This is a genomic window from Pseudomonas sp. G1002 (assembly GCF_013385455.1).
Lineage (GTDB): Bacteria > Pseudomonadota > Gammaproteobacteria > Pseudomonadales > Pseudomonadaceae > Aquipseudomonas.
This window is the reverse complement of record NZ_JACAPY010000034.1, coordinates 96,423-108,826: the sequence shown is the minus strand read 5'-3', so window position 1 is coordinate 108,826 and position 12,404 is coordinate 96,423. Positions and strand designations below refer to the sequence as shown.

General features: G+C 61.4%; 11 protein-coding genes. 5 read left to right on the top strand and 6 right to left on the bottom strand.

Translation table 11 applies throughout. The features are described 5' to 3' along the window. Positions 1-1,560 (bottom strand): ABC transporter substrate-binding protein, encoded by a 1,560-nt coding sequence (locus HX801_RS22775; RefSeq protein ID WP_177022776.1) that lies wholly within the window; start codon positions 1,558-1,560, stop codon positions 1-3. Between the two features lie 389 nt (positions 1,561-1,949). Between HX801_RS22775 and HX801_RS22770 the strand changes: the two genes are divergently transcribed. Both HX801_RS22770 and HX801_RS22765 read left to right on the top strand, forming a co-directional pair. Then, on the top strand, positions 1,950-2,864 hold the full coding sequence (locus HX801_RS22770) for a LysR substrate-binding domain-containing protein (protein ID WP_003208132.1): 915 nt from the start codon (positions 1,950-1,952) through the stop codon (positions 2,862-2,864). A 25-nt stretch (positions 2,865-2,889) separates the two neighbouring features. Then, positions 2,890-4,320 carry a serine hydrolase gene (locus HX801_RS22765; protein WP_177022775.1) on the top strand — a complete coding sequence of 477 codons (1,431 nt, stop codon included), beginning with the start codon at positions 2,890-2,892 and terminating at the stop codon, positions 4,318-4,320. On the opposite strand, the gene nadE is transcribed toward HX801_RS22765, so the two are convergent. From nadE to HX801_RS22750, 3 genes are read right to left on the bottom strand one after another with little or no spacing between them, the layout of a single operon-like run. Next, on the bottom strand, positions 4,300-5,115 hold the full coding sequence (nadE, locus tag HX801_RS22760) for an ammonia-dependent NAD(+) synthetase (RefSeq protein WP_177022774.1): 816 nt from the start codon (positions 5,113-5,115) through the stop codon (positions 4,300-4,302). The two genes, HX801_RS22765 and nadE, sit on opposite strands and share 21 nt — an antisense overlap. A gap of 1 nt (position 5,116) precedes the next feature. Next, positions 5,117-6,343 carry a nicotinate phosphoribosyltransferase gene (gene pncB, locus HX801_RS22755; RefSeq protein ID WP_177022773.1) on the bottom strand — a complete coding sequence of 409 codons (1,227 nt, stop codon included), beginning with the start codon at positions 6,341-6,343 and terminating at the stop codon, positions 5,117-5,119. Positions 6,344-6,353: 10 nt separating this feature from the next. Next, complete coding sequence (locus HX801_RS22750) at positions 6,354-7,001, bottom strand: nicotinamidase (protein ID WP_177008239.1); 648 nt, start codon at positions 6,999-7,001, stop codon at positions 6,354-6,356. 147 nt (positions 7,002-7,148) lie between these two features. Between HX801_RS22750 and HX801_RS22745 the strand changes: the two genes are divergently transcribed. After that, positions 7,149-7,856, top strand: a complete 708-nt coding sequence (locus HX801_RS22745) for an NUDIX hydrolase (protein WP_008437074.1) — start codon at positions 7,149-7,151, stop codon at positions 7,854-7,856. A gap of 163 nt (positions 7,857-8,019) precedes the next feature. Here the strand turns inward: HX801_RS22745 and HX801_RS22740 are convergent, their stop codons facing one another. Next, positions 8,020-8,793 (bottom strand): L-iditol 2-dehydrogenase, encoded by a 774-nt coding sequence (locus HX801_RS22740; protein WP_003208119.1) that lies wholly within the window; start codon positions 8,791-8,793, stop codon positions 8,020-8,022. 22 nt (positions 8,794-8,815) lie between these two features. Continuing rightward, on the bottom strand, positions 8,816-10,126 hold the full coding sequence (locus tag HX801_RS22735; RefSeq protein WP_177022772.1) for a sugar ABC transporter substrate-binding protein: 1,311 nt from the start codon (positions 10,124-10,126) through the stop codon (positions 8,816-8,818). A 214-nt stretch (positions 10,127-10,340) separates the two neighbouring features. On the opposite strand from HX801_RS22735, the gene HX801_RS22730 reads away from it, so the two are divergent. Then, positions 10,341-11,291 carry an AraC family transcriptional regulator gene (locus HX801_RS22730; protein WP_177022771.1) on the top strand — a complete coding sequence of 317 codons (951 nt, stop codon included), beginning with the start codon at positions 10,341-10,343 and terminating at the stop codon, positions 11,289-11,291. A gap of 155 nt (positions 11,292-11,446) precedes the next feature. After that, positions 11,447-12,403 (top strand): nucleoside-specific channel-forming protein Tsx, encoded by a 957-nt coding sequence (locus HX801_RS22725; RefSeq protein WP_032899590.1) that lies wholly within the window; start codon positions 11,447-11,449, stop codon positions 12,401-12,403. Position 12,404: the final 1 nt, after the last annotated feature.

The window sequence follows — 12,404 nt, the reverse complement described above, 5'->3', positions numbered from 1 at the left end:
TCAGTTACTCCCGGTCGCAGGCACGCTGACGGTCCACAGGCGCGGCTTGGACACCGGCCAGGTGCGCAGGCCTTTGACGTAATCACGGCTGGCGGCGATGGCATTGCCGTTGTACATCGGGATCATCGGCACGTCCTTGAGCATCTGCTGATGCAGTTGGTCGAACAGCGCCTGGCGCTTGCTGATATCGCCTTCGCGCTGGGCTTCACGCAGCCATTCCTGGGCCGGGGGGTTGTCCCAGACCTTGCGCGCTTCCTTGCCCTTGTCGCCGGTCATCGAGTCGAAACTCAGGGCCGGGTCAAGGCGTTCGGAATACGGGAACGCCATCATCTGGTAGTTGCCGGTCTGGTAGCGCTCCAGCTGGGTGCCCCACTCCAGGGTTTCCAGTTCCAGGTTGATGCCGCTGGCCTTGGCCATGGCTTGCACGAACACGCCCATGTCGAAGATCGCGGCGTAGCGCTTGTTGACGATCAGTTTGATTGGTTGGCCTTTATAGCCGGCTTCCCGCAGCAGTTGGGCGGTCTTGGCCGGGTCGAAATCGAAGCCCTGGTTCTCGATTGCCTGGTGGTAGTGGCTGCCACTGGCGACCATCGAATTGTTGGCCTGGGAACGGCCACCGGTCAGGGCGGCGACGATTTGTGCGGAGTCCAGCGAATGGGCGATGGCCTGGCGCAGGCGCACATCTTTGAGCAAGGGGTCGCGGGTCTGGAACAGCAACGCGTTGACCGACATGGTGCCGCTGGAGGTGACCTTGATGCCGGGGTTGGCAGCCAGTTCGGTGGCGTCCAGCGGCGTGACGTCAATCAGCAGGTCGACGTTCTTCGACAGCAAGGCCGCCTTGGCCGCCGCCGGGTCCGGGATCACCAGCAGGCGCACGCGGTCGAGGGTCGTGGTTTTATTGCCGGTGTAGCCATCCGGCTCTTTCTCGTCGCGCGGGGTGTAGTTGGCGTTGCGCAGCAGGTCGATGTATTGGCCGGGCTTCCACTCGCCCAGGCGGAACGGGCCGGTGCCGATGGGGGCTTTCCACTGGCCGTCGACCACCGAGTCGGGGTGCAGGATGCCGCTGCCACCGCACTCCGGCAGCGCGGTGCTGGTGAGGAACAGGCCGTTGGGCTTGTCCAGGGTAAACACCACGGTGAGTGGGTCCGGGGCGCTCATGTCGACGATTTTCGCGCCGCCATGGCCGTCGAATTCAGGGGCGCAGCGCCATTGGGTTTTCGGGTCGAGGTAGTGTTTCCAGGTCCACAGCACATCGGCGGAGGTCAGTGGCGCACCGTTCTGGAACTTGACCCCGTTGCGCAGGTGGAAGGTGTAGCGCAGGCCGTCGTCGGACACCTGCACGTCCTTGGCCAGCAGCGGGCCGACGGTGGCATCTTCACGGAAGGCCACCAGTCCTTCGGTAATGTGCAAGATGACGGCGTCGGAATTGGTGTCACGGTTGACGCCTGGCTCGGTGCTGCGAATGTCGGCGTTCAACGCGACTTTCAATAGATTCTCGGCGTGGGCAGTGCCCACCAGCGCGGCGGACAAGGCGCCAGCCAGGAATAAAGTCTTGTTCATGATAAATGCACCTTGAATGATCCTTACGCTTGGGTTCGGACGCTGGCAGGACCCAAAAAGAGGCACGGCCGAACACCTGAATAGTTGTTGTTGTTTTAGTCGCTGATTACGGTTTGCGAATGTTCCTGGACCGATCTTATTCGCCACCCAATCAACTTGAGAAGAACGCTCCGAGTGATCGGGCTCGGTTTATCCGATCATCAACCGTCCGTGGGTTGCCCTGGCCTTACCGTACCGAGAAATCAGGGCCTTGAGCTGGAAAAGATGGGGTTTTCCTGATCAGAAATAATGATCGCGATCATCCAGACCGATCTGTGCTCACCTATAGTCATCAGATAAGCTGGCTGGCATTCAATGGTTTAAATGCAGCACTGAGCGAGCCCACCGTCATGACCCTCACCCATCTTCGCGCGTTCTGCTCCGTGGTTGAAAAAGGCAGCTTCCGCTCGGCCGCACGCCAGTTGGATGTGGCCCAAAGCACATTGACCCAGTCAATCCAGACCCTCGAAAAGGAACTCGGGGTGGTGCTGCTGCAACGCTCCAACCAAGGCATCAACCTGACCCCGGCCGGCGAGGTGTTCCTGGCCCGTGCCCGTTCCATCACTCTCGACTGCGAACGTGCCCTGCTCGACCTGCAACCCTGGAAAGGCGAGCCCGAAGGCCATATCGCCCTGGGCGTCACCTCCGAACCCTTGGCCGAATTGCTGCTGCCGGTACTGAGCAACTTCACCCAGCGCTTCCCGCGCATGCAGGTGCACGTGGCCAGCGGCACCACCAAGGGCCTGGTGGAAAAAGTCCGCGATGGCCGCCTGGATTTCGTCTTGTGCCCGCTGGCGCCCAACGTGGCCGATATCGACCTGGCCATCGACCGCCTCTACAGCTCAAACGCCGGCATCATTGCGCGCAAGGGCCACCCGCAGGCCCACGCAAAATCCGTGCAAGCCCTCACCGACTGCCAGTGGATCAGCGTACGCCCGGCCGGCGTAGTGGGCGGCGCGGAGAACCGCTTGATCGAGCTGTTCCGTACCCAGGGCCTGGCGCCGCCAAAGATTGCGATCACCACTGATTCGTTGCTGGAAACCCTGCACATCGTTTCGGAAACCGATTACCTGACCATCGAACCGCGCATGCTGCCGGGGATGAAGCTGTTCTCCAGCGCCCTGACCACCATCGCCATCGAAGAACCGCTGGCGACCCGCGATGTATGCCTGATCAGCCGCCGTTCGTCGCCGCTCACCAGCGTCAGCCAGGAACTGACCAGCATGCTGATTTCCTATTCGCGGCTGGTGCACCGCAGCCGTTGATTTCCCTCCCCCTACGAGCCTGTTTATGCCCATGTCCTACGATGGTTTGTCCCGCGCCAGCGCCAGCAGCGTCGGCGTTGATCCCGAGCACCTGATTGCCTTTCTCGATGAAGTGAAAGCGGCCGGCCTCGACCTGCAAGGCCTGATGCTGCACCGCCACGGCCACGTGGTCGCCGAAGGCTGGAGCTGGCCGGTGGACCCCAACGAGCCGCGGGTATTGCACTCGGTGGCCAAGAGCTTCACCGCCTGCGCCATTGGCCTGGCCGTGGATGAAGGCTTGCTGAAACTGGATGACCGGCTGGTGGCGTTCTTTGCGGAGTGTGTGCCGGTGGATGCCGACCCGCGCCTGGCGGACATGACCGTAGAACACCTGCTGACCATGCGCACCGGCCACGCCACCAATACCTCGGGGTCAGTGTGGCGGGGGATCGAGACCAGCTGGATTGCCGAGTTCTTCAAGATCCCGCTGGCCTATGCACCGGGCACCACCTACGTCTATACGAGTGCGGCCAGCTACATGCTCTCGGCGCTGATCAACAAGGTCACCGGGCAAACCTTGCACGCGTACCTAAAGCCCCGGCTGTTTGTACCGCTGGAGATCCATAATGAAAGCTGGGACATCGGCCCCGATGGCGTGAATCCCGGCGGCAATGGCTTGAAGGCGCCGACCTCGGCCATGCTCAAGCTGGGTGTGCTGCATGCACAAGGCGGCGTGTGGGATGGCAAGCAGGTTCTACCGGCGGCCTGGGTTGCAGCGGCCACCCGACCACAAGGCGGGCCGGACAGCCGCTACGGTTATCACTGGATGATGAAACCGGCACACGCCTTCAGCGCTGTCGGGGTGTTTGTGCAGATGGCGATGGTGTTCCGCGAGTACGGTGCAACGCTGGTGGTGATCGGCGGGATGAAGAATTCGGCGGAGCTGATTCCGTTTGTCGAGCGGCATTTTCCGGCGGCGTTTGGCGATGATTGCACGGTCAAAGCCGAAGCGGATTCACGGTTGCAGCAACGTCTGGCGAGCATGGCACAGCGGCCTGAGTTGCTTTCAGCGTGTGCAGGGCCGAGAGATTTCACGGGCGTGTATCAGGTAGAGCCCAACGGGCTGGATGTGCAGCAATTGGCGTTCGCCGTCGAAGGCAATGTACTGCGCTTCCAACTGACCGACCGCAAGGCGACTCATGCCCTAGAGGTGGGGATTGATCACTGGATCGCCGGCACCACCAACATGCCGGGCCGGGCGTTGCACCACGGTTATGAATTCAAGGATGCGCAGATCGTTGCCGGCGCGCGCTGGCTGGATACCAGGACGCTGGAGATGACCTGGATCTACCCGCAAACCGCGTTTCGCGATCGGGTGGTATGCGGGTTTGACGGTGACCGCGTGAGCGTGGCGCGTACGGTCAACGTCAACAGTGCCGGGAAGGAGCAGGAAACCCTAGTCGGGAACAGCCGGTAATGCTCGCTTGTGGGCGGTCTTGAGGTAGGCGCTCTCGACAATCGCCCTCACCCGCTCACTCACTGCCTCGCCCATCAGGTAGCGGTCGATCTCGTCGTAGCTGCAGCCATACGCCAACTCATCCGGCTTGCCCGGTGCCAGTTCTTCCAGGTCGGCAGTCGGTGCCTTGGCCACCAACTGCCGTGGCCCGCCAAGGGCGCTGGCCAGCAGGCGCACCTGGGTCTTGGTCAGCCCTGAGAGCGGCGCCAGGTCGCAGGCGCCGTCACCGAACTTGGTAAAAAATCCCATCAGCGCCTCCGCGCCATGGTCGGTGCCCATCACCAGGCCGTTGTGCAGGTTCGCCACGGCGTACTGCGCCATCATCCGCGCCCGGGCCTTGACGTTGCCCTTGATAAAGTCGATGCGTTCGGCGCTGGCTTGCGCGGCAGACAGGCTGCCCATCAGCCCGTCGACGCAGGCGGCGATGTTCAGCGTCTCGATCCGGTCCGGTGCGATAAAGTCCAGGGAAGCCTGGGCGTCGCGCTCGTCCGCCTGGGTTTTATAGGGCAGGCGCATGGCAATAAACCGCGCCTCGTAGCCTTCGTTGCGCAGTTGTTCCACTGCCAGTTGGCACAGGCGCCCGGCGGTCAGTGAGTCGACACCGCCGCTGATGCCCAGCACCAGCGCATGGCAGCCGGACTGGCGCAAGGTGCCCTTGATGAAGTCGATGCGCCGTTGCAGCTCAGCGCCCTCGCCCCCCTTGCCGAGCAGCCGGTTGATCTTCAGTTCTTGTGCGATACGTGCCTGAGTGTCCATGTCACACCCCCAGTTGCGGATTGACGTTGCCGACGTTGAACACCTGCGCCGCATACTGCAGGAACGAGGCGTCTTCGCAGACGTTCTTGATCGGGTCATCGGAGAATTTCACCACCGGCTCGCCGTGCACCCGCACCAGTTTCATCACGATGCTCAGCGGCTCCACTCCGTCGACATCACAGGCCAGGCTGGTGCCCATGCCAAAGCCGAACTTGGCCTTGCCCCGCACGTGCCGCAGGATCGGCAGGCATTTCTCGAAATTCAGGCCATCGGAGAACATCAGGTCCTTGGTCATCGGGTCGATGCCCAGCTCCTTGTAGCGAGCCAACACCTTGTCGGCCCAGACGATCGGGTCACCGGAGTCCTGGCGCAAACCGTCGTACAGCTTGGCAAAGTACAGGTCGAAATCCTTGAGGAAAAAGTCGGTGCTGATGCAGTCGGTCAGGGCGATACCCAAGCGCCCACGGTATTCGTGCACCCAGTTTTCCAGCGCCGCATTCTGGCTTTCCCGCAGCCGCCCCAGTTGCTGGTGCACCATCAGCCACTGGTGGGCCATGGTGCCGATCAGCGGCAGGTCGAATTCGTAGGCCAGGTGCGCATTGCTGGTGCCGATGAACTGGCCGGGAAAGTCGCGGCGCATGATGTCGACCACTTCACGCTGGGCCTTGAACGACAACCGCCGGCGGGTGGAGAAGTCCGAGACACGCAGGTCGGCCAGTTCGTCGCGGGTGAGGTTTTTCTCCAGCCAGTCGAATTTCTGGTAGAGCTTGCGGGTGACGTCTTCGAGGCTGACGTCGGGGTATTTGTCGCGGTTGCGCAGCTCGCTGACCAGGGCCAATACCGGCTGTTCGAACATGATGCAGTGCAGCATCGGGCCGACCACGCGGACGTTCAGTTGGCCGTCGATTTCACTGACGTGGATATAGCGCAGGTTGAAGCGGAACAGCCCCAGGAAGCGCTCGAAATCCGGGGTCAAGTACTCACGGCGCTGGTTGAACAGAAAGCGCAGCTCGCCTTCGCGCATGCTGAGGCCGGCGAGTTTTTCCAGCTCCACCCGCAGCTCGGGAATCAGGTGCCCCAGTTTCTCTCTGGAGCGGACGATGAACTGGTATTCCACATCGACATTCGGGTGCTGGTGCAACACGGCCTGCATCATGGTGAAGGTGTAGTAGTCGGTGTCCAGCAGGCCCTGGATCACAGCGTTTTCGTAGTCGTATGCACTTTCCATGAGGTACTCCTTAACGCGCGGCCATCGCGGCCAGTTCTTCCCGATTGCGGGTAATTACAATGCCTGCTTGTTGCAGATGGCTGACCGCCTGCACACCGCCCTCCTCGCTGATGCCACGGCATGCCGGCAGGTGCAGGATCACCTCGAAACCGGCCTTGAGCAGTTGCAAGGCGGTGGTCTTGACGCAGTAGTCCAGGGCCAGGCCGCCGACAATCACACGCTGGATGCCCTGGGCATTGAGGTATTCGATGACGCCGGTAGAGAGTTTGTCGTGGAGGTCGTGGTAGCAGGCGCCGTAGGGATGCAGGTCGGGTTCGACGCCCTTCCAGATGAAGTAGTCGTAGTCATAAGGCGTGGGCAATTCGTCCAACAGGGTGAAACCTTCAGTGCCGGGCACACAGTGGGCGACCCAGGTGACATCGGCATGTACCAGCCCGGTGGGTTGCAGCATCTCGCTGTGCTGTTGCACCACCCAGGGCGCGTGCGGGGTATGGGCGTCCTTGCTGCCGACACGGCGCGCGGCGAGGCTGGCCATGTAATTGAGCTCGGCGCCGATCTGGTCACCGCCAGCGACCGGCAATTCGTTGGGGCACAGCGGTGTGAAGCTCTTCTGGGCGTCAACGTCGAATGAGGCGATAGCGTTCTTAGAGACGGTCATGGTCGTGTTCTCCTGTGGCCTGGATATAAAAGTACACGTCATGTACTTTCATGGCAAGAAACATTTTGTTATCTATCCTGGATCAAGTACACGACGTACCCGTTTGATCCGTTAGACTGTGCCCCACCGCTGCCCACAGGACCCGACATGCCAGACCACGCCCCAACCCTTAGCGCCTACCTGCACACCGTGGACTTGTGCGTGCTGTTCTATTGCCGTGCATCCGGGGAACTGAAGATATTGCTCAACCAGCGCGACGCCGAGCCCTTCGCCGGGCACTGGGCCTTGCCCGGTGTAGTGGTGAATGGCGGCGTGCAAGATCTGAGCCTGCAGGATGCCGTGGAGCGGTTGCGGGCCAGTGACAAGGTTGGGTTGCCGCTGGCCTGGTATGAGCAAGTGGGGACGGTGGGCGATGCGTTTCGCGATCCGCGCTGCTGGTCGTCGTCGACCTATTACCTGGCGATCGTGGCTGATGAGGTGGAGCTGGGGGGGCATCAAAAGTGGTGCTCTGTTGATGCCGTGGCGACTGGCGGGGTCAAGCTGCCCTTCGATCACAACGCGATTGTGGCAGCGGTACAGGAAAGGCTGTTTTCCAAGTCGCTGTACAGCAGCTTGCCATTGATGTTTTTGGGCAATGAGTTCAGTGCGCCGGAGGCGACTACGATCTTTTCGCTGGTATTGGCGCGGCCGGTGCTGAAGACCAGTATTCGCCAGCGGTTGCTGAAGTTGACCGAGGCCGGTTTTTTGCGGGAGACGGGCCGCAAGAAGCATGGCGAGGGCGGACGGCCGCAGGCGACAGTGGAGAATCTGAAGCCTGGCGCGGTGTACTTCTTTGATCGCAGCTTTGCCGAATAAGACCAAGCCCCCTTCCCAGGGCAATGAAGATCAACTGTGGGAGCGGGCTTGCTCGCGAATGCGGAGTGTCAGTCGCCGGCTAGATTGACTGATACACCGCTTTCGCGAGCAAGCCCGCTCCCACCTTTTTTGATCTGCGATGGTTCGAGGAGCTGCGTCCCGCTCAATTCATCCAGTTGCCGCCGTCGACGTTGTAGGTCTGGGCAACCACGTAGTCGGCTTCTTTGGACGCGAGGAAAACCGCCATTCCGGTCAAATCCTCGGCAGTCCCCATCCGCCCAAACGGTACTTCTGCTCCTACGCGCTTTTTCTTCTCGCCCAGCGGCAGCCCTTCGTGCTTGGCAAACATCGCGTCCACCCCGTCCCAATGCTCACCGTCCACCACTCCCGGCGCGATGGCGTTCACATTGATGCCCTGCTTGATCAGATTCAGCCCCGCCGATTGCGTGAGGCTGATCACCGCCGCCTTGGTCGCGCAGTACACCGCCACCAGAGGCTCACCCCGGCGCCCGGCCTGGCTGGCCATGTTGATGATCTTGCCGCCATGCCCCTGCTTGATCATCTGCCGGGCCGCCGCCTGCAAGGTGAACAACGTACCGGCGACGTTGATCGAGAACAGCCGGTCGAAGCTCTCGCGGGTGATGTCGGTGATGGGCGCCAGGTCGAACAAGGCGGCGTTGTTGATCAGGATGTCGAGCTTGCCGGCCTGCGCCACCACGGCGGCAATCGCGGCATCGATGGACGCCTGGTCGGTGACATCCATCGCCACCGCGTAGGCTTTCGGGCCCAGCTCCGTGGCGGTGGCCCGCGCCCGCTCCAGGTTGATGTCGGCGATGGCGACGGTCGCGCCTTCGTTGATGTAGGCTTGGGCAAACGCCCGGCCAATGCCCCGTGCGCTGCCGGTGACCAGCGCACTTTTACCTTCCAGTCGTTTCATCAATGCAGTGTCCCTGAGGTGATTATTTCGGGTAGCCGGCGCGTTTCATTTCACGCTCGGTGGTGGACTGCGCCTCGGCCAGTGCCTTGTCGACCGTCATGCCGCCGGTGAGCGCTGCCGAAAACAGCTTGCCCACCGAGGTGCCGATGGCCTGGAACTCGGGGATCGTCACGTATTGGATGCCCACGTACGGCACGGGTTTGGCCGACGGGTGCGCGGGGTCGGCGTGTTGCATCATCTGCAAGGTCACCTTGGCGAACGGCGCTGCGGCCAGGTACGCCGCGTTGTAGGTGGACTGGCGCGTGCCCGGCGGTACGTTGGTGATGCCGTCCTTATCCGCTACCAGCTGGATGTATTCCTTGGAGGTGGCCCAGGTGATGAAGGCCTTGGCGGCCTCCTTGTGTTTGGAGGTGGCCGGGATTGCCAGCGACCAGGCGTACAGCCACGACGAACCTTTGTCGGTGACCTCGGTGGGTGCGGCGGCAAAACCCACGCTGTCGGCGACTTTGCTTTGGGTTTTGTCGGTGGTGAACGAGCCGGCAACGCTGGCGTCGACCCAGATCGCGCATTTGCCGCTGTTGAACAGCGCCAGGGTTTCGTTGAAACCGTTGCTGGAGACGCCCGGCGGGCCATAGTTTTTCAGGGTGTTGACGTAGAAGTTCGCCGCCGCCGTCCACTCCGGACTGGTCAGCTCGGGTTTCCATTGTTCGTCGAACCAACGGGCGCCAAAGGCGTTGGCCATGGTGCTCAGCAACGCGATGTTTTCACCCCAGCCGGCCTTGCCCCGCAGGCACATGCCGTATTGGTCCTTGGCGGGCTGGTTGAGCTTGGCGGCGAACTCGCCCAGCTGGGTCCAGGTCGGATGCTCGGGCATCGCCAGGCCGGCCTGCTTGAACAGGTCGGTGCGGTAATAGGTGACGGTGCTTTCGCCATAGAACGGCAAGGCGTAGAGGGTGTTGTTCACCGACAGGCCTTGGCGTACCGCGGGGAAGATGTCTTCCACGTCGTAGTCGGCGGGCAGCGGCGTGATCGGTTCCAGCCAGTGCTTGGCGCCCCACAACGGGGTTTCGTAGGTGCCGATGGTCAGCACATCGAATTGGCCGCCCTGGGTCGCGATGTCGGTGGTGAGGCGTTGGCGCAGGACGTTTTCTTCGAGCACCACCCAATTGAGTTTCACCTCGGGGTGCTGCTCTTCGAACACCTTGGACAGGCGCTGCATGCGGATCATGTCGCTGTTGTTGACCGTGGCGATGGTCACGGTTTCGGCAGCATGGGCGGCCATCGCGAGCGTGAGGCCGGAGAGCAGGAACAGCGCTTTCGGAATCTTGAGCATGGCGGTTTCCACTTATTGTTTTTGTTGTTGACGGCCCGATTACAGCAGCTTGCCCAAGGCCGGACAAACGACTGGCGGATGCCCGGCTGATACTTTTTTAACCGCATCGCCAAGATCAAAAAAGTATCAGTGGCGGGCAAAACCCGGGGTAGCGGCTACTTGGACAAAGGGCGTATTTTGGTCCCATTCCAAAAAGCCCAGAAGGGCCAAGCCCATGCCTGCAAGCCGATCCGCCCTTTTCGAGCAGCGCCCCGCCGAGCTGGAAGTGATTCTGGCCGAGCCCGAGCATGGCTTTCGCTGGTACGAACATGACTATCCGTTCGAGCTCGCCCGCTGGAACCATCACCCCGAATTCGAAATCCACCTGATCCGCCAGGGCAGCGGCAAGCTGGTGGCGGGCGACTATATCGGTGCGTTTGGCGCCGGCCATGTCGCACTGATCGGCCCCGACCTGCCCCACGACTGGATCGGCGACCTGGCCCCCGGCGAGTACCTGACGGGGCGCGATGTGGTGTTGCAGTTCGACGGCGCCGCACTGCTGGCCCTGCGCACCACGCTGCCCGAGCTGGGCGACCTGCAAGGCCTGTTTGACCGGGCCCGGCGCGGCCTGGAATTCACCGGTGAAACCGCCCTGAAGGCTGCGCACCTGCTGGAGTCCATCGGCCCCGCCGAGGGCCTGGCGCGCCTGATTCTGTTCATCCAGTTACTGCATACCTTGGGGCAGGCACCCTCCGGGGAAGCCCATTGCCTAGCCAGTGCCTGCTACACGCCAAGCCTGGATGCCCGCAGCTCGGAGCGTATCCACAAGGCCTTCGAATACCTGATGACGGAATTGACCGGCGACCTGCGGCTGTCGGTGATCGCCCAACGGCTGGACATGAGCGAACCGGGCTTCTCGCGTTTTTTCAAGCGCGTCACCGGCCACGGCTTTATCGACCTGATGCGCAAGTTCCGGGTGCAGCGCGCCTGCCGCCTGTTGCTGCAAAGCGAGATGTCAGTCGCCGATATCTGCTTTGAAGTGGGTTACGCCAACCTCTCCAACTTCAACCGGCACTTTCGCATCGAGATGAACCAGACGCCCAGCGAATATCGCCGGGAAACCGCGATGTACCTGTTTAACCGCGATGGCGATCAGGCGCTGCCGTTTACCAAGGCGCATTTCTGACCAAAAGGCCGACTATTTCCCACTTTTCTCAATTCCTTCATGCAATTGACACAAATTGGTACAACCTGTGCAAACGTTTGCGGAACGAACTTGGCAACCAGGTTCACCTCAACCCGAAGAATCGGGCCCCAACCGCGTACGAACAGGGATTTTCAATGCAACCCACTTCCAGACGATCCGCGTCGGCTACCCCTTTTGCTGTTTCCCTGCTACTGGCTGCCGTTACGGGAGTACTCAGCGGACCCATTTTGGCGCAGGAAAAACCCACCGATGACTCAGCACAGGGCGAAGCCCTGGCCCCGGAAGCCAGCCCGTCGAAAAAAGGCGTGTACCTGTCGGACTGGTTCAACCAGGACCTGACGGTGATCGGCAGCAAAGACATCAGCTTCGGCCCCAAACCCGCCGATGACGTGTACCTGGAGTACGAATACTTCGGCCGCAAGGGCCCGTTCGAACTGTATGGCTACGTCGACATCCCGAAGATCTTCGGGATCGGCAACAGCAACGACAAAGGTGCGTGGGACCACGGCTCGCCGGTGTTCATGGAGCACGAACCGCGCATCTCCATCGACTACCTGGCCGGTCGCAGCCTGGCCATCGGCCCGTTCAAGGAATGGTATGTAGCGTTTGACTGGATCTACGACCACGGCAGCAACAAGGACAACCGTGCCAACACCTTGTACAGCGGCCTGGGCACCGACATCGAGACCCACTCGCGGGTCAACCTGTCGGCCAACTTCTATGGCCGTTACCAGTGGGAAAACTACGGCGCCAGCAACGAATACTCATGGGACGGCTACCGTGCGCAGATGAAATACATCGTGCCCATCGGCAGCTTCGACAATGGTGCGTCGCTGACCTATATCGGCTTCACCAACTACGATTTCGGCTCGGATCTGCACAAAGACAACCCCGCGCGCACTGCCAACTCCCTGGTTGCAACAAACGTGCTGTTGTATTCGTTCACTCACCTGCGTTTCACCCTGGTAGGCCGTTACTTCCACAACGGCGGCAACTGGGAAGACGGCAGCGAGCTGAACTTTGGCGACGGCAATTTCCGCGCTCGCTCCAACGGCTGGGGTTACTACGCCGGTGTGGGCTATCAATTCTGAG